The following is a 23,478-nucleotide window of genomic DNA, read 5'->3' as shown; positions in this document are numbered from 1 at the left end:
GAACATGAGCCCGAACCCTCACCATCATGAGGCAGCCGGGGCCGAAACGGGAGAGCTGCCCGCGTTCGCGCCGCGAATGCGCCTGCTGAGGCGGCGGAGCGGGCTGAGCCTGGAGGCGGCCGCGCGCAGGGCCGGGCTGTCGCCCGCCCACCTCTCCCGCCTGGAGACAGGGAAGCGGCAGCCGTCCCTGCCGCTTCTCCTCACCCTCGCGCGGGTCTACGGCACCACCGCGGGCGATCTGCTGGGCGAGACCAGCGCTGCCTCCGACCCCGTCGTCAGGGGCGCCGAGATGGAAGCCGTCGACGCCGGGGGCTGGCGCTACCGCCGCGCGGGTCAGGCCGGGCGCGCGCTACAGGCCCTGCGCGTGCACGTCCCGCGCGGCCCGCAGGGCGACCTCGTCCGCGTCCATCCGGGCGAGGAGTGGCTGCACGTCCAGCGCGGCCGGCTGCGGCTCACCCTCGGACAGACGACCGAGGTGCTGGGCAGCGGCGACTCGGCGCACTTCGACTCCCTCACGCCGCACCGTCTTGAGGCCGTGTCGTCGGACGGCGTCGACCTGCTCTTCGTCCACACGCTCCTCCAGTCGCCCACGGCGGACCTGTGTGTGGGCGGCCTGCCAGGACACGGCCCAGGACCCGCACCGACACCCCTCTGAGCTGCCCGACCGGCGTGTGCGGGGCTCTTGCGCCCCCTCACCTCCCGTCCCCCGCCTCCCGCCCCTCGTCCGTCCCGTTCAGCCGACACGCCCCCTCGACCCCGCACGTCCCCGTACGGAAAGGCCCCGCCATGAGCACCCCCGCTCCCCACCCGCCGCACCGGCCGGCACGCCCGCGCAAGCCCAGGGACGAGCCGGGTGTCGAGCGCGGCTACGGGCGCTTTCCGCGCGGTCTGGCGCTGCGTCTCTTCGTCTACGTGGTGGCCGGTCACCTGCTGGCCGGCTTCCTCTTCCTGCTGTTCGAGGTGGGCGGGGGCGAATAGGCGCGCGGGCCGCGCCGATTCGGCCGGGGCCGAATCGTCACCGTGCGAGCCTGCCGCCATGACGGTGCACTCCTACGCCACACATCTCGTCTGGAGCGGCTCGACCCGGTCGGGCTGGGCGAGCTATCCCAGGAAGCACGAAGCGCTCGCGCCACCCGCCGCCGCGCGGGTGGACCTCAGCGCCGACCCCGCTTTCCGCGGGGACGCCGAGCGGCTCAACCCGGAGCAGCTGCTCGTCATGGCGGCCGCCTCCTGCCAGATGCTGTCCTTCCTCGCGCTGGCCGCTCGGCACCGGATCGACGTGGTGGACTACGAGGAAGAGGCCGAGGGCACGATGGACGACGCCCGGCGGCCCGCCCGGATCGGTCACATCAGGCTGGCACCGGTGATCCGGGTGGCCGGAGGCACCGACCACGAGCGGGTGCGGGAGCTGTTCGCCCAGGCGCACGAGAGCTGTTTCATCGCCAACTCCCTGACCTCCACCGTCACACTGGAGCCGACCGTCCTGGACACGTGAGCCCGCACCGGACCCGGATCCCGGCGTCACGCGGCGGGGCAGCGCCCCGGAGGACCGTTCAGGCGTCCGCAGGCCGGATGACATCCGAAGGAGTGGCGCCCGCCGGACGGGAGGCGGTCGCCGGGAGGAGGCGGAGTTTCTCGTCGCTCTCGGTGCCGGGTGTCGCCGTGTAGACGAGGAGCGCCTGCGCCTGTTCCGGGTCGAGGAGGACCTGGCACTGGAGTTCCAGGATGCCGAGTTCGGGGTGGCGGAACCTCTTCGGATCGACGCGTGGCGCGCTGACCTCGTGGGCGCTCCACCAGCGGGTGAACTCCTCGCTGACCTCCAGCAACTCCTCGACGAGGGCCTCGGCCCGGCTGCCGCGGCCCTGCCGCGAGTAGGCGCCGCGCAGCTCGGCGGTGAAGAACCGGCTGTGCCGGGGGTGGTCCTCCTCCGGGTAGAGCAGCCGGGTGGCGGGGTCGGTGAACCAGCGGCGCAGGAGGCTGCGGTCCGGACCCGTGAGGCGGGTCTCGTCGCCGACCAGTGCGGCGGCCGGCGGTGTCTGCCACAGCGTCTCGGCCAGGTCGGTGACGACCTGCGCGGGGGTGTCACCGAGCCGGTCGAGGATCCGCATCAGTCCGGGTGCGAGGTGGTCGGAGCCGGTCCGCGGCGGGGCGTTGTGTCCGGCGATACGGAAGAGGTGGTCGCGCTCGGACAGGGACAGCCTCAGCCCGCGGGCCATCGCCGCGAGCATCGCCGGCGACGGCTGCGGCCCACGCTGCTGTTCGAGGCGGCCCCAGTAGTCGGTCGACATGCCGCTCAGCGCAGCCGCCTCCTCCCGGCGCAGCCCGCGGGTGCGCCTGCGCGGCCCGCGGGGCAGTCCCACGTCCTCGGGCTGGAGGGCTTCCCGCCGCACGCGCAGGAAGTCCGCGAGCTGTGCTCGGTCCACTGTTCTTCCTCTCTCGGACGGCACTCGGAGCAGCTCTCGGGTCGCTTCCCGAAGGGCCGCGTCACAGCAGCATGCCGCCCGACGCCTCGATGCGCTGCCCGGTGATCCAGGCGGTGCCCGGGGCGAGCAGGGCCGCGGCGGCCGCCCCGATGTCGTCCGGTTCACCGACCCGGCCCATGGCGGTGACCGAGCCGAGGGCGGTCCGCGCCGCCGGCTGGTCGCGTACCGAGCCGCCGTTGAAGTCGGTGGCGGTGGCCCCGGGCGCGAGGGCGTTGACGGCGATGCCCCGCGGCCCCAGCTCCTTGGCCAGGTAGCGGGTGAGCACCTCGACGGCGCCCTTGGCGGCAGCGTACGCGGAGGTCTCGGCGGCGATGAAGCGGGTCAGCCCGGTGGAGACGTTGAGGATGTGTCCCCCGTCCCTGAGGAGGGGCAGCAGGGCCTGGGTGAGGAAGAAGACGCCCTTGACGTGGACGCCGATCAGCCCGTCGAACTCCTCTTCGGTAGTCCGGTCGAAGGGCTTGTGGACGCCGTGGCCCGCGTTGTTGACCAGGGCGTCGAGGTCTTCGCGGTCCCAGTGCCGCTTCAGCGCGTCCCGCACGTCCGTGGCGAAGGCCGGAAAGGCGGAGGTGTCGGCGGTGTCCAGCCGGAGGGTCACCGCCGTCCGGCCGAGCGCGCGGACGCGCTCGGCGACCGCCTCCGCCTCGTCGGCGTGCGAGCGGTAGGTGAGCAGGACGTCGGTGCCGGCCTCGGCGAGGTGGAGTGCCGTGCTGCGGCCCAGGCCGCGGTTGGCGCCGGTGACGAGAGCGATGCGGGGCATGGTGGCCGTCCTTCGTTGTGGTGGGTTTCTCCCTCTCCACGGTGTCGCTCCCCTTCGGTGGGAGGAAGGCAGCACCTGTCCGGGGATCGCCGGTCCCCCCTTTCACTCGCCCGCACCTGGCCGACGTCCTCGTGATCCGCTCCTTTCTGTTCCCCAGAGCGCTCCTGGGGTCAGCCGGCGGGTGCCCAAGGCGCCCGCGGCGCCGTGGTCTCGGGGCTGTTTGCCGGAACGGCAAAAAGCCTCGTGGGGTCCTGGCACGGCCCCGCAAGATCGTTCGGGAGCCGCCGCCTGCCGGACCGGACGCCCGGTGCGGAACGCGTCCAGGGCGGAACACGCTCGGCGTACGGAACGTGCCCGGCGGGTGCGCGGCTCGGCTGCCGGGCTCGAACACGAGGAGGACCGATGCCCCCGCACACCATGAACGTCACCCACCGGCTGGTACCGACCCCCGCGGGGCGAACCCACCTGGTGGAGCAGGGCACAGGCCCGCTGGTGCTGCTCGTCCACGGGTTCCCCGAATCCTGGTACTCGTGGCGGCACCAGCTGCCGGAGCTGGCCGCCGCCGGCTACCGCGCGGTCGCCATCGACGTCCGCGGCTACGGACGGTCCTCCGCCCCCGCCGACCCCGCCGCCTACCGGATGCGCGCGCTGGTGGAGGACAACGTCGCGGTGGTGCGCGCCCTGGGTGAGCGCTCTGCCGTGATCGTGGGACACGACTGGGGGTCGGCCATCGCCGCCGACTCGGCGCTGCTCGAACCGGACGTCTTCCGCGCGGTGGGGCTGTTGAGCGTCCCCTACGCGCCGCACGGCGGGCCACGCCCGAGCGAGGTCTTCGCGGAGATGGGCGGGGACGAGTTCTACGTCTCCTACTTCCAGGAGCCGGGCCGTGCCGAGGCGGAGATCGAGCCGGACGTCCGCGGCTGGCTCGCGGGGATCTACGCCGCGCTGTCGGCCGACACCATGCCGCCCGCCGACGCGCCCGACCCGCACTTCGTCGGCGCGGGCGGAACGCTGCGCGAGCGCTTCCCCGGCGAGCTGCCCGGCTGGCTCGGCCAGGACGACCTCGACGTCTACGCCGGGGAGTTCGAGCGGACCGGCATGACCCCGGCGCTGAACCGCTACCGCAACATGGACCGGGACTGGGCCGACCTCGCCGCCTTCGACGGCGCGCCCGTCCGACAGCCCGCGCTGTTCGCGGGCGGCGGACTGGACGCCTCCACCACCTGGCTGTCCGACGCCGTCGCCGCCTACCCCACCACACTCCCCGGCCTGCTCAGCAGCCGGATCCTGGAGGACTGCGGCCACTGGATCCAGCAGGAACGCCCCGCCGAGATCAACGAGCTGCTGATCGACTGGCTGGCCGCCCTGCCCTCGTGAAGTCCGCCCTGCCCTGAAGTCCGTCCTGCCTTCATGACGGACGCAAGGCCCGCTGCGAGGGGCCGCAGGGGCCCGCCCTGAAGAACCCCGCGCCGCCCGCTCGGGGCCCAGGCTCAGTCGGCCGGCCCCTGAGTCGGCAGCGCGGCGTCGACCCGGAACCCTCCGTCGCCGGTGGGCCCCGACTCGATGGTCCCGCCGACCAGCCGTACGCGCTCGGCCAGCCCGAGCAGTCCGTGTCCCCCACTGGGCAGCAGCGGCCCCCCGCCGTCGGGTGCGGCGTCCACGGGCCGGCCCTGCGGGCCGTTGACGATCCCGACGCGCACGGTCCCTGCGGTGAACGCCAGCCGGATGTCCGTCGTCGCCCCGGGTGCGTGCTTGTGCACGTTGGTCAGTGCCTCCTGGACCACGCGGTGGGCGGCCCGTCCCACCGGTTCCGGCAGCGCCCGCGGCCCGCCCTCGACGTGCACGCTGACCGGCAGTCCCGCGGACCGTGAGCTGTCGGCGAGTTCGGTGATCCGGCCGACCACCGCGTCGGAAGGGCGCTCTGCCTCGGGAGCCGGAGAGGGGCCGGCGCCACCGTCCGCGCCCTCGGGCCGGTGGGCTCGCGCGGACTCGGGACGGTCCGGCGGGGGCTCAGCGGCCTTCTCGGCCTGCTTGTCCGGGCCGTCTCGGAGAACGCCCAGCATCTCGCGCAGCTCTGTCAGGGCGCGCCGCCCGGCGGTCTGGATGATCCGGGCCGTGTCGGTCGTCACCTCGGCGTCGTGGGAAACGGCACCGAGCGCGTTGGCGTGCACGACGATCAGGCTCACCTGGTGGGACACCACGTCGTGCATCTCCCCAGCGATCCGCTGCCGTTCCTCGGCCCGCGCGGCCTCGGCGATCAGCCGCTGTTCGCGTTCGGCGCGCTCCGCCCGCTCGACGAGGCCCGCGAGAACGGCCCTCCGCTGCCCCACGTACAGCCCCAGCAGCAGCGGTACCAGTACGTCCAGGACGAAGTTCACCGTGAACCAGGTCACCAGCACCCGGAGGCTCGACCACGCCTCGACGCTGCGGGGCGCGGTCATCACCAGGCCCGCTCCGGCGGCCGCCCACGCGGTCCGGCGGCTGCGTGGGCCGCGGTAGGCGCCCTCGGCGTAGTAGGCGCACGGCAGCACGAACATCGACACGTGGAGGATCTCGGCGAGGAGTGCGACGGCGAGCACGGGTTCGGGTGTCCGGCGCCGCGCGAGGAGCGGCAGTGCGCTCACGGCGGCGAGCAGCACGTTCGCCCAGGGAGTGGAGGGCCCGAGGTAGGGGTTCTTGAGGCTGTTCCAGACGGAGGCGAACAGCACGAGCCCCGTGAGTACCAGATCGGCGGCGCGCGGTGTCATCAGCGGCGCGCGCGGGGCGGGGCGCTCGGGGAGCTCTGCGGCCGTGCGCGGGTCGGCCTGCGGCAGCACGGCCCAGGAGCGCAGGGTGTGACGGAGTGGACGGGTGCGGCTCATGGTACTCACCCGGCGAGCATAGGAGGCCGCGGTCGCGGCGAGCACAGCGGCGGTCGGCCCCCGCTCACAGCCCCCGTCTCCGGGCGCGGGCGACGGCGGGCCCCGTCGTGCCCCGCCTCGCGCGGGGCACGCGCACGTCCCGACGGGCCGGGGACCGGTTCCCCGGGCGGCCCCGCCCGGTCGGACGGCGCGACACCCGGGCACGCACCGCGACGACGCGTGCCCGGCACGCCGTGCCCGGATACGGTGCGCACCCGGGCACGGTGCGTGATCAGCCCGTCGGGTTGTGGGCCAGGACGGCTTCGAGCAGACCCGGTTCGGCCCCGGGGAAGTCCATCGGCACGATGCCGAGGCCCGTCGTGCCCGCGAACTCGGAGCTGTCGAGGAGCGCGCGCACCTTCGGGTTGAGGCGGTCGGCGTTCGAGGCGGGCGGCAGCCCGGCCGCCGTACTGAGGAAGTTGACGTAGAAGGGGCCGGGCTCCGCGGCGGCCTGACGGAACTGCTCGGCGATCCTGGGATACTTCGAGATCGGTTCCGCCTGGTAGTCGTCCTGGACGTCGAAGACCTCCGGGTCGGCCCACCGCACCCCGGGCAGTCCCCCGTTGTCGGCCAGCAGGACGACCTTGCCGCGGGCCTCGCCGAGGGTGGGCAGGGTGTCCTCCATCAGGAAGAGGGAGCGCCAGCCCTTCTGGTCGAGGTAGACGTCGAAGATCTGCCGGAACTCCTCGTCGCCGACCGTCGAGTACTCCTGCTTGACCCGCATGAGGACCGTCTCGTCCGGGTGCGCGGCCAAAAAGTCGCGGCAGGCGATCAGCACGTCACCGAACATCAGGTGCTGGTAGAAGGCGCCGTGGTGGATGGCGAACACGCCGTCGATGGCGCGGCAGCGGACGTCGAGGAAACGGATCCCAGCCGCGAGCTGGTCGGCTATCAGGGCGTCCTGGCACTCCGTCCATGGCCCGCCGAAGCGCGCCCCGGAGTCGTGGGTGCCGGGGATGGTGAGCGTGCGCAGCGCTGTCGACGGCGCCAGTGCCGCCATCCAGTCCCGCGGTCCCACGCGTGCGCGGGAGCGCTTGTGGCCGGTGCTCCGCGCCACGGCGACGCCCGTGCCACCCGCGTACGCCAGCATTCCCGCGGCGGGCACCACTGCCGCGTTCCTGAGAAATCCGCGCCGGTCCATCCCCAGCTCCCTCCCGTCGCCTGCGGTCCCGCCTGCGGGACCCCTCGGACGGTGAACCTACTGGATCATGAACTGGCCCCTCATGCCGGAGAGTCGGCTGTGGCGCAACTGTTGCGAAGGCCGCGCCGTCGCCGGGAAGTCAGCGCAGCCGCGCGCCCACATTCGCGGGCACGGCACCGGCGTCACTCCTGCTACCACCGGTAACTTCCGGGCAATAGCGGGCTTGCTGTTTCGCCAGGTACCGAGCGAGCACGCGTACTGCTGTTCCTACGCCAACTGAACATCCCCCCACGACACTTGGAGGTTCGATGATCTCCCGGCCCAGACACGGCACGCACCGCAAGGTCATCCTGGCCGCCTCCGTCCTGCTCGCCGGCGCCGTCACGGCACCCGTGGCGCACGCGGCACCCGGCTCGACGGAGGCGCCGGGCGCGGGCGGGCAACCGCGGCACTGCACCCTCGACCTGGCTACCGGCGCCGAACACTGCTACGCCACCTTCACCGAGGCCGTCGACCACGCCAGCGAGGGACGCATCGACGACGCGCCCGCCTCGGCCCGTACGGCGACAGGCGACAGCGGCTTCCGCGCGGAGGTCGAACGGCTCGCGGACGAGGACGGGGCGCGGGCCGACGGTGTCATCCAGGGCACGTTCTTCGACGACACCGGCTTCGGCGGCGACTCGCTGACCATCAGCGGCGAGGGCCTGTGCGAGAAGGACGGCTGGGTCGACTACCAGCACGACCTGGAAGACGGCTGGAAGAACCGCATCTCGTCGGTGCAGCCGTGGGGCAACTGCTGGATCTGGCTCTACCCCGAGCCGGGCCTCGGCGGCGACCGGGACGGCCCGTTCAAGGAGAACACCGGCGACATCGGTGACTTCATGAACGACCGCACCCAGTCCATCGGCTTCAGCTGACCCACGGCCGGCCCAGAGCCGACCCGGCGCGGCACCCACCCGGCGCCCGCGCCACCCTCCCCCCACACCTCCTGCGAGGAGACCCCCATGAAACGACGCGTCAGGCTCTCCGTCCTGTTCGCCGCCCTGGTGACCGCGGGCAGCGCCGCCCTGGCCCCCACCGTCGCCCAGGCCGACGACGACCCGCCCACCACGCGGGAACTGCTCGACAAGTGCGACAACGGCACCGACGTGTGCGAGTTCCACCCCGACGGTCCGCCCGAGGACTCCATGGGCGAGGCGCACCAGGTAGGCGACTCCGCCTTCAACTGCACCGACGATCTCCAGCGCTCCACCGTCGGCTGGTCCGACACCACCGGCGAGTCCAACAGCGTGGGGGTGTCGCTGAGCGCCGAGTACGGCTTCGCCGAGGTGTTCAAGGTCAGCATCGAGACCAACTACCAGCACACCTGGGAGAGCTCGCACACCGAGTCCGAGCAGACCAACATCGACGTCAAACCCGACGAGGTCGGCTGGGTGACGCGCGAGGCCCAGATGCAGACGGTCAAGGGCCAGTACGAGATGCACTTCCCCGACCCGTTCCACGGCCACTACATCTGGTACGTGCCGTTCGAGGCCACGGGCCCCAAGCCCGACGCGCCCAGCACCAAGACCCAGCACACCCGGCCGATGACCGAGGAGGAGAAGGCCCAGCACTGCGGCTGACAGATGCCGCCCGCGCCCCGCGAGGCCCGCGGCCTTGCGGGGCTTCGGGCTGCCCGCACCGTACGATCGTGCCGACCGGCAGCCCCGGGAGACCCGCCCGGGCGCGGCCGTGACCGGCGGCGCGACCGCCGGGACAGGCAGCGGCAGGGGACGGAAGGGCGGCGAGCGAGGATGAACGCGCCTGAGGGTTCCGCACCCGCCGCCGGGACCGTCGCCTACCGGTCCGCGGAGGGCCGGTGGCTGCTCACGGCCACCGTCCTCGGCTCGGCCATGGGGTTCCTCGACGCGACGGTCGTCAACGTCGCGCTCCCGGCGATCGGCCGGGACGTACACGCGGACGTCTCCGCGCTGCAGTGGGTGCTGGACGGCTACCTGCTCACGCTCGCCGCGCTGATCCTGCTCGGCGGCTCCCTCGCGGACCGGTACGGGCGCAGGCGCGTCTTCACCCTCGGCGTCGGCTGCTTCGTGGTGCCCTCCGTGCTGTGCGCGGCGGCCCCCGACGCCGGAGTCCTCATCCTCGCCCGGGCGCTTCAGGGGATCGGCGCCGCGCTGCTCACCCCCGGCAGCCTGGCCCTCATCCAGGCGAGCTACCGCTCGGCCGACCGGGCCAGAGCCATCGGCACCTGGTCCGCGCTGACCGGAGTGGCCTCCGCGCTCGGCCCCATCCTCGGCGGCTGGCTCATCGACGCCTTCTCCTGGCGGTGGATCTTCCTTCTCAACGTCCCGATCGGGCTGGTGGTCGTCGCGGTGACCGCCCGCCACGTGCCCGAGAGCCGCGCCCCCGGCGCCACGGGCCGCCTGGACGTGCGCGGCGCCGCGCTGGTGACGGCCGGGCTCGGCGGCGTCACCTACGCGTTGATCGAAGGTCCTCGTGGCGAGTCGCCCGGCTGGGTGACGGCGCTCGCGCTGCTCGCCGGTCTCGCGGCACTCGCCGGGTTCGTCCGCACGGAGCGGCGCGCCGAGCGCCCGATGCTCCCTCCCGGGGTCTTCCGCGCCGGCCAGTTCCTGAGCGCCAACGCCGTGACCTTCGTCGTGTACGCCGCGCTGGGCGGGGTCTTCTTCCTCCTCGTCGTCTTCCTCCAGACCTCATTGGGGTACAGCCCGCTGGCGGCCGGCGCGGCCTCGCTGCCCGTGACACTGCTGATGCTGGCCCTCTCCTCGCGAGCGGGCGCGCTGGCACAGCGCGTCGGCCCGCGGCTCCCCCTGAGCGTGGGGCCGCTGCTGCTGGCCGCGGGCATGCTGCTGATGCTCCGTATCGGCGTGGACGACGGCGGTGGTCCGGCCGGCTACGCCACCTCGGTGCTGCCCGCGGTCCTCGTCTTCGGGCTCGGACTGGCCACCACCGTGGCGCCCGTGACCGCCACGGCGCTGGCGGCCGCACCCTCCGGGCACTCCGGGATCGCCTCGGGCGTCAACAACGCCGTCTCCCGCCTCGCCCAACTCGCGGCCGTCGCCGCTCTCCCCCTGCTGGCCGGCATCGGCGGCCGGGACTTCCAGGACCCGGACGCCCTCGCCGACGGCTTCCACACCGCCATGCTCATCACGGCGGCGCTCGCGGTGGCCGGCGGCCTCCTCGCCTTGGCGACCATCCGCCGCGACGTCCTGGAGACGGCAGCGGAGCCCGCAGCGGGCTCGGTGGAGGAGCCCGGTACCGGCGAGGCCGCCGGCTGTCCGTACGAATGTCCGGTGGCGGGCACACCGCTGCGGGCCGAACTCTCACCCGGCGAGCCTCCGCCCGGCCGCGGCCACCCCGCCACCCGGCCACCCGGGGAATAGCGAGAAGGAGAAACGGCGCCTCGCACGTGTCGCACCGGGACGCGCACGGGCCGACGCGCGTACGTTCGTGAGCGCGGCACCGTAGGGCCTCTCGTTCGGATCTTGCTGGGGTCGCGGGCAGCTACGAGGTCGATGGAGTCCGCGTGCGGATTTGTGCGTACGTCACCGCGCCGGCGAGCGCGCTCGCCGCCTTCGCCACGCTCGCCGCGCTCCTGGCACCCCCGCAGGGCGCGGCCCACGCGCTGCCGGCTTACGCGGCGCCTGGTCCCTCGGCACCTGGCCCCGCCGCGCAGGCCCCCACGACACCGGACACGGCCCTGCCGGAACCACGGACTGCGACAGCGTCAGCGGCTTCGTCAGCCGCCGGGCATGAACCGGCGACAGATCCGGGCCCGGGCCCGCAGATCCCCGGCTCCAGCCGTGGATTCGGCCGCCCCTACGAGGGGTTCGCACCCGCCGGTACGGTGCTGCACCGCACCACCCCGGGGCGGGCCGGCCTCGATCCCCGCCCCCTGGACGCGTTCGCGCGGCAGCTGGCCGAGTGGACCGACCCGGCACGCGGCGGCGGATACCTCTTCCCCGGCGCGACCGCACTCCTCGCGCACGAGGGCGCCGTCGTCGCCCGCCTCGCCCGCGGCGACGCCCTGCGGTACGGGCCCGACGGGCGGGAACTGCCGCCCGCGGAGCGCGTGCCCGCACGTACCGACACCGTCTACGACCTGGCCTCCCTCTCGAAGCTGTTCACCTCCCTGGTGGCCGCGCGGCAGATCGACGCCGGGCGGCTGCGCCTGGACACGCCCGCCGCCCGCTACCTGCCGGGGTTCGCCGCGGCGGGAAAGGGCCGCATCACCATCCGGCAGCTGCTCACCCACACGTCAGGGCTTCCGGCCGACCCGAGACCACCGCTGTGGCAGATCCCCGGCGGCCGCGGGGCACGCGCCCGGGCCGTCCTGCGTACCGCACCGCTCAACGCGCCCGGAACCCACTACCGCTACTCCGACCTCAACATGCTCAGCATGCAGCTGGTGCTGGAGAAGGTCACAGGGAAGCGGCTCGACAGGCTTGTGCGCGAGGGCATCACCGAGCCGCTGGGCATGACCGACACCGCCTACAATCCGCCGCGCTCCTGGTTGCCGCGCATCGCCGCCACCTCGAACCAGCGCCTTCCGGACCGCGGCGGCCCGCTGCGCGGCTCGGTGCACGACGCCAACGCCTGGGCCATGGGAGGCGTCGCAGGACACGCCGGGGTCTTCTCGACCGTGGACGACCTGGCGCTCCTCGCCCAGGCCCTGCTCAACGGCGGCGCCTACCGCGGCCACCGCGTCCTCAGCAGGCACGCCGTCACCCTGCTGGAGCGCGACTACAACCGACGCTTCCCCCGGCACGACCACGGTCTCGGCTTCGAGCTGAACCAGCCCTGGTACATGGGTGGCCTCACCTCGCCGCGGACGCTGGGCCACACCGGCTTCACCGGCACCTCACTCGTGATCGACCCGGCCTCCCGCTCCTTCGCGATCCTGCTGACCAACCGCGTGCACCCCGACGACACGACCCCCTCCACCAATCCGGCACGCGTGGCCGCCGCCACAGCGCTCGCCCGCTCGATCCCCGCGCGGCCACCGGGCGGCGGGCGCTCCTGGTACGCCGATCCTGGAGGGGAAGCGGCCGGCACCCTGACGACCCCGGCCGTGCACGCGGACGGGCCCCTGACCGTCAGCTACGACGCGCTCGTCGACAGCGGCGCCGAGGGCGGCCTGGTGCTGGAGCGCAGCACCGACGGCGGGGACACCTGGCACGCCGTCGCCGGTACGGAGTCGTCCGGGCACGGCGGACGGGCCTGGCAGCACGTGCGGGTGCCCCTGGACGCCGGTCCCTCCCGGGCGGGCCTGCGCCTGCGCTGGCGCTTCACCGCGGCCGGCCCGTGGGAGGGCCGCGGCGCGGACGTCGCGGGGGTGCGGGTCACCGACGCGACCCGGGTGCTGCTGGAGAGCGACTGCCCCCACGCGCCGCTGACGGCACACGGCTGGCGCCCCCTGGCCCGCCCCTGGCTGCTGGCACCTGACGCGGGCCGCACCTCGGACGCCGTCCGCTGCGGCGCCGCCCACGCCGCCCCCTGAGCCGGCCGGATCCCGACGAGAGGCCCTGGTCCGCCCCTTGTCGGACCGTTCCCCTCCGGGCCTAGTCGGACCGTTCCGCGCCCTCGCGGCCACCCGTGGCGTGCACCGCGAGGAGGGCGAGGCCGCTGAGGAGGAGGATGCGGGTGGCGGACTCCAGCCCGTTCCACTTCTGCGACTGCCACATGGCGAACCACTCCCCGCCGATGGCGAGGAAGCCCGCGCCGAACAGCAGCAGGAGCATCGAGAGGCCGACGGTGGAGACGGCGCGCGCCCGCCCTGGGTCGCGCCGGAGCCACAGCCACGTCCCGGCGATCAGGACGAGTGCCGACGCCGTCTCCCAGACGATGATGGCGACGTATGCCGCGTCCTGCCAGAACCGGGACGTGATGGCCCGCCACATCAGGTCCTCGTCGCGGAAGGTGGTGTCCATGGCGAGGACGTGCCGTACGAACTGCTGGTTGGTACCGAAGTCGGTGATGTTGCCGAAGGCGACCAGCGCGATGTAGAGGGCGACCGAGGCGGTGAGGACGGTTGCGGCGGCCTGGCGGGCCGTGAAGGAGCCACGCCGGCGGGGGGTCGCCGCTCCGTCGTCCTGGCCGTGAAGGTGTTTTGGTGAAACGCTCATGATCAGACTATTGCCGGTGTCCGGCCGTTCCGGCCACCCCGTTCCTGCCGCGCCAGGCGCCGGCGCCGCCGGCCCGTGACGGCGGAGCAACCCGGCCTGCTCTCCCAGGGGTTCGGCCGAGCCCCACTCAGGCGCTCTCCCGTTCCGTCCGGCGACGCCGCGGGGGCTGCTCCGTCCGCTTCACGGGCAGCCCGTCCCCGCCCGTGTCGCGCCGCAGGACGAGCGCGGCGGTGACGACGCCGACCGTGACGCAGCCCGCGGCGGCGAGCATCGTCACGGTCTGGGCGTGGGTGAAGGCGGTCCGCGCGGCGGCGGCGACGGCGTCCCCGCTGCCCTCGGGCAGACCGGCGCTGTGGTCGAGGGTCGCGGCGAGGGCGCCGCGGGCCTCGCCGGGAACGATGTCGGGCAGCCCCGCCCGGTAGACCGCGGCCACGAGGCCGCCGAGGAGGGCGACACCGAGCGCGACACCGAACTGCTGGTGCGTGTCGTTGAGCGCCGAGCCGAGCCCCGCCCGGTCCTTGGGCACGGCCCCCAGCACGGTGCTGGTGACGGCGGGGCCGGCGAAGCCGTTGCCGCCGCCCACCAGGAACAGGCCGACGGCGGCGAGGAGGTAGCTGCCGTGCGGGGTGAGAGCGGCCAGGAAGAGGAAGCCCACGGCCGTGGCGGTGAAACCGGCGATGACGCTGAGCCGGTGTCCGATACGTGCCGGCGCCCGGCCACCCGCGTACGAACCCAGGACCACACCCGCCGCCATCGGCGCTGAGGCCAGGCCCGCCTGGAGGGGGTCCATGCCCCGTACCAGTTGCAGGTACTGGGCCAGGATGAACAGGGTGCTGCCGGTTCCCATCGAGATGATGGTCACCGCGGCGCTGCCACCCGCGAACTGGCGGTCGCGGTAGAGCGAGAGGTCCACCATGGGGACGTCGGCCCTGCGCTGACGCCGCAGGAAGGCGGCCCCCGCCAGCAGTGCCAGCGGCGCGGCCACCAGGACGGCGGGCTGCGACGGCCCGCCCTCTCCGGCGAGGATCACCGCCGTGGTCAGCGCGACCATGCCGGCGGTGATCCACGCGGCGCTTCGCGGATCCACCGGGCGGGCGCCGCTGTCCCGGGACTCCGGCACCAGTCGCCAGATCGCCACGACGGCCCCGCACGCCACCGGCACGTTGACCAGGAAGGCGCCGGTCCAGCTCCACAGCGCGACCAACGCGCCGCCCAGCACCGGCCCTACGGCCATCGCCACCGAGGCGACGACGCCCCACACCGCGAAGGCGCGGGGCCGCTCGTGCGCGGGGAAGACGTGGACCAGGAGCGCCAGCGTGGCAGGCATCACGAGCGCGGCGCCGACACCCATCAGCGCGCGCATCGCCACCAGCCACCACACGGACCAGGCCAGGGCGGCAGCGGCCGAGGAGAGCCCGAGGACGACAAGTCCCGCGACCATCGCACGCCGTCTGCCCCAGCGGTCCGAGAGGGCCCCGGCCGTGATCAGCAGCCCCGAGAAGACGACGGTGTAGGCGTCGAGCACCGCCTGCTGCCAGGCCGTGGACGCCTCGAACCGGGCGGCGATGGAGGGCAGCGCCACGTTGAGCACGGTGTTGTCGACGACGATCACGAGCAGCGCGGCGCAGATGGCCACCAGGATCGCCCAGCGGCGCGGATGGCCCTGATCCTGGGCACTTCCGTGCCCGTCGGGTGCTGTCCCGCTCACGCGTCTCCGATCGGTCCGGGGTGGCCCGCCGCGTGCGTACCGCGGAGCCCTCGTCCGCCCCGTACGGCCGTCGGGCCCGCCGCGCGGCCGCGGGGTCTTCTCTCCCGCACGAACGTAGCCTGCCGCCCGTTTTCCCGCTCGTGCAGGCGTCCCGGTTCCCGCGCGCTGCTTCCCTCCTCAGGAGGATCCGCGGCGGATCAGCTCCGTGGGGAGGACGAGTTGGGGCCGTTCGCCGTCGGGAGCGGGGGCGCCGCGCGGGGTGGATTCCGTACCCATCAGCCCCAGCAGCATGCGCACCATGGCGCGCCCCATCTCCTCGATGGGCTGCTTCACGGTCGTCAGCGGCGGGTCCATGTGCCGGGCGACGGCGGAGTCGTCGAAGCCGACGAGTGCCACGTCGCGCGGCACATCACGCCCGGACTCGCGCAGGGCCAGCCGTGCGCCCGCGGCCATCACGTCTGAGGCGCAGAAGACCGCGTCCACCTCCGGGTCCCGCTCCAGGAGCTCCCGCATGGCGCGATGGCCGCCCTCCTCGGTGAAGTCGGCCTCCGCGACCAGCCGCCCACCCGGTGCCGCCGCCGGCCGGTGGGCCGGTGCCGCGGCAGCTCGCGCGCCCGGCTCGTGGCCGGTCCTGCCCGCCGCCGTGAGCGCTTCGTGGTAGCCGGCCAGCCGGCAGCGCGCGGCGTACATGTCCAGGGGCCCCGTGATGGTGGCGACCTTGCGGCGTCCGCGGCCGATGAGGTGTTCGACGGCGAGCTGGGCGCCGAGGAGGTTGTCGGAGTCGACGTAGGGCACGTGTTCGGCCGGCGAGCGGCGGCCGCTGAGCACCGCGGGCATGCCGACGTCCCGCAGCAGGTCGGGCAGCGGGTCATCGGCGTGTACGGAAACGAGCAGCACGCCGTCGACGCGGTGTGCCGCGGCGTACTGGGTGAAGCGGTCGCGGCTGCGCTCGTCCCTGATGAGGGTGAGCAGCAGCTGCTTGTCTGTGTCGGCGAGTTCGGCGCTGACACCGCGCAGAATCTCCGAGAAGTACGGCTCGGCGAAGAGCCGGTTCTCCTGTTCGGGGACGACGAGGGCGATGGCGTCCATGCTGCCGGCGGCCAGGGCGCGCGCTGCACGGTTGGGAACGTAGCCGAGTTCGGCCACGGCCGCCTGGACGGCGGCGCGGGTGCGTTCGCTGACCCGGGGCGAGCCGTTGATGACCCGGGAGGCCGTCCCCCGCCCGACGCCGGCGCGGGCGGCGACCTGTTCCAGGGTGGGCCCGGTCTTCTGGGCGTCTCCCCCGCGGGCTGCTGGCATGGACGGTCCTCCTTCCGCGGCCGGGTCGAGCGACCGCGGCCGGTACGCGTGCGGCTGTGGATCTCATTCAACTACACGCGCTGATGGAAGCGCTCCCTTCAACAGAGCCCTTGACGTGACGGCACTCCTCGCCCATTCTGCAACGCATGCATGGGAGCGCTCCCACATAGGGGTGCGGAGCCGGCTCCGGCTTTTCGGCAGCGTTTTCGGGAGGGGCGGCACAGCCATGGCCACGATCAGGAAGACGAGCACCACAGAAAAGAGAGGCGAGGGCCGGGCGCACGCCCCCGCGGGGCGGGTGCGCACCACGCGGCACCCGCTGCGCACCCGCCCCCTCGCCTACGGCCTCACCGCCGTACTGGGAGCAGCCATGCTCGGCGGATGCGCCCAGGACAGCGGAGGGTCGAGCGCGAGCGCCGACGGCAAGACCACCGTGTCCGTCGGGGTCTTCGGCGTCTTCGGCTACAAGCAGGCCGGCCTCTACGACGAGTACGAGAAGCTCCACCCGAATATCCGCATCAAGGAGAACGCGATAGAGCGGAACGAGAACTACTACCCCGCTCTGCTCAACCACCTGTCGGCCGGCAGCGGACTGAGCGACATCCAGGCCGTCGAAGTCGACAACATCAACGAGGTCGCGGGGCTGCACGCCGACAAGTTCGTCGACATGGCCAAGGCCGAAGGCGTCGACAAGTCCCACTGGCTGAGCTGGAAGTGGAGCCAGGCCAAGGCCCCCGGCGGCCAGGTCGTCGGACTCGGTACCGACATCGGGCCCATGGGCATCTGCTACCGCAAGGACCTGTTCGAGAAGGCGGGCCTGCCCAGCGAGCGGGACGAGGTCGGCAAGCTGTGGAAGGGCGACTGGTCGAAGTACGTCGAGACCGGCGAGCGGTACATGAAGGCGGCGCCCGGGGACACCGCCTTCACCGACGGCGCCGCGGGCCTGTACAACGGCGCGGTCTCCAGCTACCCGGTCAAGTACTACGACGCGGACGGCAAGCTGGTCTACAAGAAGAGCAAGGGCGTGCGCGAGTCCTGGGACCTGGCCATGCGCGCGGTCGAGGGCAAGATGACCGGCAAGCTCAAGCAGTTCGACAAGGAGTGGGACCAGGCCTACGCCAACGGAGCGTTCGCCAGCGTCGTCTGCCCGCCCTGGATGCTCGGCTACATCAAGGAAAAGGCCGGCGAGAAGGCCGCGGACAAGTGGGACGTGGCACCCGCGCCGAAGCCCGGTAACTGGGGCGGTTCGTTCCTGACGGTCCCCAAGGGCGGCAAGCACGAGAAGGAGGCGCTGAAGCTGGCCCAGTGGCTGACCGCCCCGAAGCAGCAGGCGAGGCTGTTCGAGAAGCAGGCCAGCTTCCCCAGCGCGAAGGCGGCGTACGACCTGCCCGAGGTCAAGGGCGCCAAGCACCCCTACTTCGGCGACGCGCCCATCGGTGACATCTTCGCGGAGGCCGCCGAGGGCATCCCCACCATCCCGCTCGGCCCCAAGGACGGCGTCGTCAAGACGACCATCTCCGACATCGGCATCCTCCAGGTGGAACAGCAGGGCAAGTCGCCCGAGGAGGGCTGGAACGCGGCGGTGAAGAAGATCGATGACGTCGTCGAGAACTGATCCGCTCCCCCGGACGCGGACCACGGGGCCACCCGGGGCAACCGGCGGACAAGCGGCGCAGGCGGACGGCGGACCCGGCCGCGCGGCCACCACCGAGGGCACCGGCGGCGCCCAGGGACACGGGCCCCGCGTCCGCCGGCGCCACCGGTGGGACGCACGGTTCAGCCCCTACGCGTTCATCGCGCCCTTCTTCCTCTTCTTCGCCGCCTTCGGCCTCTTCCCGCTGCTGTACACGGGCTGGGCCTCGCTGCACCGCGTGTCGCTGCACGATCCCACCCGCATGGAGTGGGTGGGGCTGGAGAACTTCTCGCGGCTGCTGGAGGACGACTTCTTCTGGAACGCGCTGCGCAACACCCTCACCATCGGTGTCCTGTCCACCGTGCCGCAGCTGCTGATGGCCCTGGGCCTGGCCCACCTGCTCAACTACAGGCTGCGCGGCTCCACCTTCTTCCGCGTCGCGATGCTCACCCCCTACGCCACGTCCGTGGCCGCCGCCACGCTGGTGTTCGCCATGCTCTTCGGCCGCGACTACGGGATGGTCAACTGGGGCCTGGGGCTGATCGGCGTCGACCACATCGACTGGGAGAACGGCACCTGGACCTCGCAACTGGCCGTCTCCTCGATCGTGATCTGGCGGTGGACGGGCTACAACGCGCTGATCTACCTCGCCGCCATGCAGGCCGTCCCGCACGACCTGTACGAGTCGGCCGCACTGGACGGCGCCTCCAGGTGGCAGCAGTTCCTGCACGTGACGGTGCCGAGCCTGCGGCCGACGATCCTGTTCACCGTCGTCGTCTCCACCATCGGCGCCACCCAGCTGTTCGGTGAACCGCTGCTGTTCGGCGGCTCCCAGACAGGTGGCGGCTCCCACCAGTACCAGACGCTGGGTCTGTACCTGTACGAGCAGGGGTGGTTCACCTTCCAGCTCGGCCGCGCGTCAGCCATCGCGTGGGCGATGTTCCTCATCCTCATCGTGGTCGGCCTGGCCAACTGGCTGATCGCCCGACGACTCAACAAGGCCCACTGAAGGGGGCGGGAGATGTCGCACACCACCACCCCGCGCCGCGCCAGGGGCGCCGGGCGGCACCTGCACGCCGGGAAGTTCACCTACGCCGTCCTGCTGCTGTTCACCGTCGGCTCGCTCTTCCCCCTCGTCTGGACGGCCGTCGCCGCCTCCAGGAACAACCAGCGGCTGGCCGAGACGCCACCGCCGTTCTGGTTCGGCGGGGACCTGTTCGCCAACCTGACCACCGCCTGGTCCGACGCCAACCTGGGCAAGGCGCTGTTCAACACCGTCTTCGTGGCGGGCACCATCGCGCTGACGACCGTGGTGTTCGCCACGCTGGCCGGGTACGCCTTCGCCAAGCTCCGCTTCCGGGCGAAGAACGCCCTGCTGCTGATGGTGATCGGCACCATGATGGTGCCGCCCCAGCTCAGCGTCGTCCCGCTGTTCATGGCGGTCGCCGAGCTGGAGTGGACCAACCAACTACAGGCGGTCATCCTGCCGATGATGGTCAACGCCTTCGGCGTCTTCTTCATGCGCCAGTACCTGGTCAGCGCCCTGCCGACCGAGCTGATCGAGGCCGCCCGGGTGGACGGCGCGCACAGTCTGCGCGTCGTCTGGCACGTCGTCTTCCCCGTGGCCAGGCCCGCGATGGCCGTACTCGGGATGCTGACGTTCGTCCTGGCCTGGAACGAGTTCTTCTGGCCCATCATCGCGCTGACCCAGGACAACCCGACGGTGCAGGTCGCCCTGACCGGTCTCGGCCAGGGCTACATCCCCGACGAGTCCGTCATCATGGCCGGCGCGCTGCTGGGCACCCTGCCACTGCTCGTCGTCTTCGTCCTGTTCGGCAAGCAGATCGTGGGCGGCGTCATGCAGGGGGCCGTCAAGGGCTGAGCCGGCCTACGGGCGGGCCCGCGGGCCGGAGCCGGGACGGACACCCGTGGGGGCGTGTCCGTCCCGGTCCCCCGCCCCGCGCCGTCCATGCCCTCCGGTCCCTCCACGCACGCGCTCGTACCGCGACACGCGCACACGGCTCACACGGGCATACGCCACACACGCCGACCGCCGACCACCGCTATGCAGGCCGCACACGCATCCGACGACCGATCCGGGGCACCGTCCATGCCCCGGACCACCCGGGGGCACAGCCGTGTCCCCGCACGCACGATGGGAGCGCTTCTATGACTCTGTCGCCCGACACCACGGCGGACACCGCCGCATCACTCGGATTCCCCAGCGGGTTCCTGTGGGGCGCCGCCACCGCCGCGTACCAGGTCGAAGGCGCGGTACGCGAGGGCGGACGCACCCCCTCCATCTGGGACACCTTCTCCCACACGCCCGGCAAGGTGGCCGAGGACCAGACGGGGGACGTGGCCTGCGACCACTACCACCGCTACCGCGACGACGTGGCGCTGATGGCCGAACTCGGCCTGGGCGCCTACCGCTTCTCCGTCTCCTGGCCCCGCGTCCAGCCGAACGGGCGCGGCCCCGCCTCGCAGCCCGGCCTCGACTTCTACCGTTCACTGACCGACGAGCTCCTGGCAGCGGGCATCACCCCGGTCGTGACCCTCTACCACTGGGACCTGCCCCAGGAGCTGGAGGACGCCGGCGGCTGGCCCTCGCGGGACACCGCCCCCCGCTTCGCGGACTACACCGGGCTGGTAGCCGAGGCGCTCGGCGACCGCGTCGAGCTGTGGACGACTCTCAACGAACCCTGGTGCAGCGCCTTTCTGGGCTACGGCTCGGGCGTGCACGCTCCAGGGCGCACCGACCCCGTCGACGCGCTGCGGGCGGCCCACCACCTCAACCTGGCACACGGACTGGCCACCCAGGCGCTGCGCTCGGCCCTCCCGGGCCGCGCCCGGGTGAGCGTCAGCCTCAACGCGGCCGTCGTACGCGCCCGTACGGACAGCGCGGCCGACCGCGACGCCGCACGCCGGATCGACGCGCTGGCGACCCGTGTCTTCACCGGGCCCATGCTGCACGGCAGGTACGACGAGGACCTGCTGGCCGACACCGCGGGGCTCACCGACTGGTCCTTCGTCCGCGACGGCGACACCGACACAGCCCACCAGCCCCTCGACGGCATCTGCCTCAACTACTACACGCCCACCGTGGTCTCCGCCGCGCCGGAAGGCACCGAACCCGAACGCCGGGACGGCCACGGCGCCAGCGCCCACTCGCCCTGGCCGGCGGCGGACCGCGTCTCCTTCCACCAACTGCCCGGCAAACGCACGGCGATGGGCTGGAGCATCGACCCCCGTGGGCTGACCGAACTGCTGCTGCGCTTCCGCTACGAAGCGCCCGGCACGCCCCTGTACGTGTCCGAGAACGGGGCCGCCTACCCCGACACCGCCGACGCGGACGGCACCTTCCACGACCCCGACCGCATCGCGTACGTGCGCAGCCACCTCCAGGCCGTCCACCGCGCGATCCGGGAAGGAGCCGATGTCCGCGGCTACTTCGTCTGGTCGCTGCTGGACAACTTCGAGTGGGCGTGGGGCTACGACAAGCGCTTCGGCATCGTCCACGTCGACTACGCGTCGCAGCGACGCACCCCCAAGTCGAGCGCCGCCTGGTACGGCCGCCTCGCCAGCTCGGGCGTCCTGCCCCAGGAGTGACCGTCCGGGCCGCGGCCGACGGTCAGGCGGCTCAGTCCGTCCGGCCGTCGGCCGCCTCCGCCTCGGCGGCACGCTCGATCACCTCGCGCTCCCGCCGCGCCCTGCGACGGTCCTCGCGATCGGCGTCGACCACGTCCAAGAAGACGTGGTCGACGTCGGGACACCGCTCGGCCAGCCCCCTCTTGACCCGGACGAGCGCGTCCTCCACGTACTCGCTCTCCACCCCGGGCGCCAGGTCGACACGGGCAGCCAACAGCACCGAATCGGGGCTCATCCGCATCGTCAGCACCTCGGTGACCGCGTCGATCTCGGGCTGCGCGTCGAGGAAGTCGAGAATCTCCCGGCGCAGCACCGGATCGGCCGCCATACCGATGAGCTGGTCCTTGGCCCCGCGTCCGAGGACGAAGGCGACGTAGACCAGCAGCGCACCGATCGACAGCGACGCCACGCCCTCGTACCAGCCCTGCCCCGTCACCATGTGCAGCGCCATCCCGGCCATGGCCAGCACCACACCCAGACAGGCGGCGCTGTCCTCGGCCAGCACCGTGCGCAGGGCGGGATCCTCGCTGTGCCGCACCTCGGCCCGCATCGTCCGGCACGCTTCGCGCGCCTGCCCTCGCACCTGAAGCAGCGCCCTGACCAGGGACGTCCCTTCGGCGAGCAGCGCGACGAAGAGCACGACGAGACCCACCACGTAGCCCGTGAGCGTCTCCTGACTGCTGGAGGTGAACGCCTCGAAGCCCTGGAAGAAGGAGAAACAGCCCCCCGTGACGAAGATGCCGACGGCAGCGATGAGGGACCAGAAGAACCGCTCCTTGCCGTAACCGAACGGGTGCGCCGCGTCGGCGGGTTTACGGCTCCGCTTCAGCGACGCGAGAAGGAAGACCTCGTTGAGACTGTCCGCCACCGAGTGGGCGGCCTCCGACAGCAGCGCGGGCGACCCGGCGAGGAGTCCGCCCGCCAGCTTGGCGACGGCGATCAGCAGGTTCGCGCCGAGCGCGACCCACACGGTCGTCTTCGTCTCCCCGTCCTGCCGTGACTCCTGCGACGGCGCGGCCTCCCCCTTTGGTGCCGCACCTGGTGCTGTCGTCTGCGACGCCGACGTCGCTGCCTCAGTCATCGAACTCCTCGACTCTCCGGCTTCCGTGAGCGCGGCGACGAGTACCCCCCTCGCCCGGCTTCACAGCGGGTGACGAACGAGGACGCGGACCGCACGCCCTGCCGACGGTGCGTAGGGGGTCGGTGTGCTGGGGGTGGGGGTGGCGGGGGCCGGGTGTGAGGGCACCCATAGGGGCCAGGTCACATACGAAGCGCCTTCGGATGTCCGAGGGCCCGGGGCCGGGAGGGTGGGATGGAGTGGCGCACGACGGCCGGTGAAGCGGACGAAGCGGGGTAGTACGTCACATAGTTGTCGGGGCGGGGAGCCGGTCCGCAGGGTGGCACCCAGGTCGCGACGAGACCGGGCACACCCGCCCGGAGACGCGGCCGGATGTGTCCCCCCTCGAAAGGCATCCCGCTCGCATGCGTACTGCTCTGCGCAACACCAAGCTGACCACCGGCCTGACCCTCCTGGGCGCCGCCGGCATCGCCACCACCGCACTGGGCGGCACCGCCCACGCCACCACCACCGCGCCCCAGGCCAAGCCCGCGGCCCACGCCACCAAGGCCGCCGACAAGGACGACAAGGCCGACAAGGGCGACAAGAAGGCCGACAAGGCCGGCGAGAAGAAGGCCGAGAAGGGCAAGTCCTACCCCGACAACCTGGACGGCTGGATCCGTGAGGCCAAGGCCATCATGGACAAGCACGA

At 72.8% G+C, this 23,478-nt stretch carries 20 protein-coding genes and 1 pseudogene; 13 read left to right on the top strand and 8 right to left on the bottom strand.

The features are described from left to right. Nucleotides 1–4 precede the first annotated feature (4 nt). From DQ392_RS32225 to DQ392_RS32215, 3 genes are all read left to right on the top strand, one after another. Nucleotides 5–655, top strand: a complete 651-nt coding sequence (locus DQ392_RS32225; RefSeq protein ID WP_114019250.1) for a helix-turn-helix domain-containing protein — start codon at nucleotides 5–7, stop codon at nucleotides 653–655. Between the two features lie 131 nt (nucleotides 656–786). After that, nucleotides 787–978, top strand: coding sequence for a DUF6126 family protein (locus DQ392_RS32220; protein WP_114019249.1), 192 nt, complete (start codon nucleotides 787–789; stop codon nucleotides 976–978). Nucleotides 979–1,036: 58 nt separating this feature from the next. Further along, the gene (locus DQ392_RS32215; protein ID WP_114019248.1) at nucleotides 1,037–1,495 is read left to right on the top strand and encodes an OsmC family protein; all 459 of its coding nucleotides are present in this window, start codon (nucleotides 1,037–1,039) and stop codon (nucleotides 1,493–1,495) included. A 58-nt stretch (nucleotides 1,496–1,553) separates the two neighbouring features. On the opposite strand, the gene DQ392_RS32210 is transcribed toward DQ392_RS32215, so the two are convergent. Beyond that, nucleotides 1,554–2,423 (bottom strand): helix-turn-helix transcriptional regulator, encoded by an 870-nt coding sequence (locus tag DQ392_RS32210; protein ID WP_114019247.1) that lies wholly within the window; start codon nucleotides 2,421–2,423, stop codon nucleotides 1,554–1,556. Nucleotides 2,424–2,484: 61 nt separating this feature from the next. Further along, entirely contained in the window at nucleotides 2,485–3,240 is a 756-nt protein-coding gene (locus DQ392_RS32205; RefSeq protein ID WP_114019246.1) for an SDR family NAD(P)-dependent oxidoreductase, read from the bottom strand. 402 nt (nucleotides 3,241–3,642) lie between these two features. Here DQ392_RS32205 and DQ392_RS32200 point away from each other — a divergent pair, with 402 nt between their 5' ends. Continuing rightward, nucleotides 3,643–4,617: an alpha/beta hydrolase gene (locus DQ392_RS32200; RefSeq protein WP_114019245.1), complete on the top strand. Its 975-nt coding sequence runs from the start codon at nucleotides 3,643–3,645 to the stop codon at nucleotides 4,615–4,617. A gap of 113 nt (nucleotides 4,618–4,730) precedes the next feature. Here the strand turns inward: DQ392_RS32200 and DQ392_RS32195 are convergent, their stop codons facing one another. After that, on the bottom strand, nucleotides 4,731–6,101 hold the full coding sequence (locus tag DQ392_RS32195; RefSeq protein WP_114019244.1) for a sensor histidine kinase: 1,371 nt from the start codon (nucleotides 6,099–6,101) through the stop codon (nucleotides 4,731–4,733). A 271-nt stretch (nucleotides 6,102–6,372) separates the two neighbouring features. Continuing rightward, nucleotides 6,373–7,281 carry a phosphatidylinositol-specific phospholipase C gene (locus tag DQ392_RS32190; protein WP_114019243.1) on the bottom strand — a complete coding sequence of 303 codons (909 nt, stop codon included), beginning with the start codon at nucleotides 7,279–7,281 and terminating at the stop codon, nucleotides 6,373–6,375. A 308-nt stretch (nucleotides 7,282–7,589) separates the two neighbouring features. On the opposite strand from DQ392_RS32190, the gene DQ392_RS32185 reads away from it, so the two are divergent. The 4 genes from DQ392_RS32185 (at nucleotide 7,590) to DQ392_RS32170 (ending at nucleotide 12,796) form a co-directional block, all read left to right on the top strand. After that, a complete protein-coding gene (locus tag DQ392_RS32185) occupies nucleotides 7,590–8,198 on the top strand; it encodes a hypothetical protein (protein ID WP_114019242.1) in 609 nt (202 codons plus the stop codon). An 87-nt stretch (nucleotides 8,199–8,285) separates the two neighbouring features. Further along, the gene (locus tag DQ392_RS32180; RefSeq protein ID WP_114019241.1) at nucleotides 8,286–8,903 is read left to right on the top strand and encodes a hypothetical protein; all 618 of its coding nucleotides are present in this window, start codon (nucleotides 8,286–8,288) and stop codon (nucleotides 8,901–8,903) included. Between the two features lie 171 nt (nucleotides 8,904–9,074). Then, nucleotides 9,075–10,679: an MFS transporter gene (locus tag DQ392_RS32175; RefSeq protein WP_114019240.1), complete on the top strand. Its 1,605-nt coding sequence runs from the start codon at nucleotides 9,075–9,077 to the stop codon at nucleotides 10,677–10,679. Nucleotides 10,680–10,822: 143 nt separating this feature from the next. Next, nucleotides 10,823–12,796 (top strand): serine hydrolase domain-containing protein, encoded by a 1,974-nt coding sequence (locus tag DQ392_RS32170; RefSeq protein WP_245982241.1) that lies wholly within the window; start codon nucleotides 10,823–10,825, stop codon nucleotides 12,794–12,796. A gap of 61 nt (nucleotides 12,797–12,857) precedes the next feature. Here DQ392_RS32170 and DQ392_RS32165 read toward each other — a convergent pair whose 3' ends face one another. The 3 genes from DQ392_RS32165 to DQ392_RS32155 all read right to left on the bottom strand — a co-directional run bounded on the left by DQ392_RS32165 (nucleotide 12,858) and on the right by DQ392_RS32155 (nucleotide 16,428). Further along, nucleotides 12,858–13,421 (bottom strand): DUF2165 domain-containing protein, encoded by a 564-nt coding sequence (locus tag DQ392_RS32165; RefSeq protein ID WP_114019239.1) that lies wholly within the window; start codon nucleotides 13,419–13,421, stop codon nucleotides 12,858–12,860. Between the two features lie 127 nt (nucleotides 13,422–13,548). Further along, nucleotides 13,549–15,129: an MFS transporter gene (locus DQ392_RS32160; protein WP_114019238.1), complete on the bottom strand. Its 1,581-nt coding sequence runs from the start codon at nucleotides 15,127–15,129 to the stop codon at nucleotides 13,549–13,551. A 177-nt stretch (nucleotides 15,130–15,306) separates the two neighbouring features. Then, the gene (locus DQ392_RS32155; RefSeq protein ID WP_114019237.1) at nucleotides 15,307–16,428 is read right to left on the bottom strand and encodes a LacI family DNA-binding transcriptional regulator; all 1,122 of its coding nucleotides are present in this window, start codon (nucleotides 16,426–16,428) and stop codon (nucleotides 15,307–15,309) included. Between the two features lie 226 nt (nucleotides 16,429–16,654). On the opposite strand from DQ392_RS32155, the gene DQ392_RS32150 reads away from it, so the two are divergent. The 4 genes from DQ392_RS32150 (at nucleotide 16,655) to DQ392_RS32135 (ending at nucleotide 21,670) form a co-directional block, all read left to right on the top strand. Next, the gene (locus DQ392_RS32150; RefSeq protein WP_114019236.1) at nucleotides 16,655–18,043 is read left to right on the top strand and encodes an ABC transporter substrate-binding protein; all 1,389 of its coding nucleotides are present in this window, start codon (nucleotides 16,655–16,657) and stop codon (nucleotides 18,041–18,043) included. Continuing rightward, complete coding sequence (locus DQ392_RS32145; protein ID WP_114019235.1) at nucleotides 18,024–19,070, top strand: carbohydrate ABC transporter permease; 1,047 nt, start codon at nucleotides 18,024–18,026, stop codon at nucleotides 19,068–19,070. The genes DQ392_RS32150 and DQ392_RS32145 overlap by 20 nt, the downstream gene beginning before the upstream one ends. A 12-nt stretch (nucleotides 19,071–19,082) precedes the next feature. Further along, nucleotides 19,083–19,943: a carbohydrate ABC transporter permease gene (locus DQ392_RS32140; RefSeq protein WP_114019234.1), complete on the top strand. Its 861-nt coding sequence runs from the start codon at nucleotides 19,083–19,085 to the stop codon at nucleotides 19,941–19,943. Between the two features lie 287 nt (nucleotides 19,944–20,230). Further along, a complete protein-coding gene (locus tag DQ392_RS32135) occupies nucleotides 20,231–21,670 on the top strand; it encodes a GH1 family beta-glucosidase (RefSeq protein WP_114019233.1) in 1,440 nt (479 codons plus the stop codon). 31 nt (nucleotides 21,671–21,701) lie between these two features. On the opposite strand, the gene DQ392_RS32130 is transcribed toward DQ392_RS32135, so the two are convergent. Further along, nucleotides 21,702–22,790 carry a cation diffusion facilitator family transporter gene (locus DQ392_RS32130; protein WP_114019232.1) on the bottom strand — a complete coding sequence of 363 codons (1,089 nt, stop codon included), beginning with the start codon at nucleotides 22,788–22,790 and terminating at the stop codon, nucleotides 21,702–21,704. A 401-nt stretch (nucleotides 22,791–23,191) separates the two neighbouring features. Between DQ392_RS32130 and DQ392_RS32125 the strand changes: the two are divergent. Beyond that, a pseudogene (locus tag DQ392_RS32125) lies at nucleotides 23,192–23,478 on the top strand (transglycosylase SLT domain-containing protein); the annotation flags it as partial.

Source organism: Streptomyces reniochalinae (assembly GCF_003323735.1).
In the GTDB taxonomy this organism is placed as follows: domain Bacteria; phylum Actinomycetota; class Actinomycetes; order Streptomycetales; family Streptomycetaceae; genus Streptomyces; species Streptomyces reniochalinae.
Note: the sequence above shows the minus strand (reverse complement) of the source record. Positions and strands in the feature narration are given on the sequence as shown.

Bases quoted from the DNA above. Each gene is read 5' to 3' on its own strand.
- DQ392_RS32225 (WP_114019250.1), top strand. From the start codon at position 5: ATGAGCCCGAACCCTCACCATCATGAGGCAGCCGGGGCCGAAACGGGA.
- DQ392_RS32220 (WP_114019249.1), top strand. From the start codon at position 787: ATGAGCACCCCCGCTCCCCACCCGCCGCACCGGCCGGCACGCCCGCGC.
- DQ392_RS32215 (WP_114019248.1), top strand. From the start codon at position 1,037: ATGACGGTGCACTCCTACGCCACACATCTCGTCTGGAGCGGCTCGACC.
- DQ392_RS32205 (WP_114019246.1), bottom strand. From the start codon at position 3,240: ATGCCCCGCATCGCTCTCGTCACCGGCGCCAACCGCGGCCTGGGCCGC.
- DQ392_RS32200 (WP_114019245.1), top strand. From the start codon at position 3,643: ATGCCCCCGCACACCATGAACGTCACCCACCGGCTGGTACCGACCCCC.
- DQ392_RS32195 (WP_114019244.1), bottom strand. From the start codon at position 6,101: ATGAGCCGCACCCGTCCACTCCGTCACACCCTGCGCTCCTGGGCCGTG.
- DQ392_RS32190 (WP_114019243.1), bottom strand. From the start codon at position 7,281: ATGGACCGGCGCGGATTTCTCAGGAACGCGGCAGTGGTGCCCGCCGCG.
- DQ392_RS32185 (WP_114019242.1), top strand. From the start codon at position 7,590: ATGATCTCCCGGCCCAGACACGGCACGCACCGCAAGGTCATCCTGGCC.
- DQ392_RS32180 (WP_114019241.1), top strand. From the start codon at position 8,286: ATGAAACGACGCGTCAGGCTCTCCGTCCTGTTCGCCGCCCTGGTGACC.
- DQ392_RS32175 (WP_114019240.1), top strand. From the start codon at position 9,075: ATGAACGCGCCTGAGGGTTCCGCACCCGCCGCCGGGACCGTCGCCTAC.
- DQ392_RS32165 (WP_114019239.1), bottom strand. From the start codon at position 13,421: ATGAGCGTTTCACCAAAACACCTTCACGGCCAGGACGACGGAGCGGCG.
- DQ392_RS32155 (WP_114019237.1), bottom strand. From the start codon at position 16,428: ATGCCAGCAGCCCGCGGGGGAGACGCCCAGAAGACCGGGCCCACCCTG.
- DQ392_RS32150 (WP_114019236.1), top strand. From the start codon at position 16,655: ATGGCCACGATCAGGAAGACGAGCACCACAGAAAAGAGAGGCGAGGGC.
- DQ392_RS32145 (WP_114019235.1), top strand. From the start codon at position 18,024: ATGACGTCGTCGAGAACTGATCCGCTCCCCCGGACGCGGACCACGGGG.
- DQ392_RS32140 (WP_114019234.1), top strand. From the start codon at position 19,083: ATGTCGCACACCACCACCCCGCGCCGCGCCAGGGGCGCCGGGCGGCAC.
- DQ392_RS32135 (WP_114019233.1), top strand. From the start codon at position 20,231: ATGACTCTGTCGCCCGACACCACGGCGGACACCGCCGCATCACTCGGA.
- DQ392_RS32130 (WP_114019232.1), bottom strand. From the start codon at position 22,790: ATGACTGAGGCAGCGACGTCGGCGTCGCAGACGACAGCACCAGGTGCG.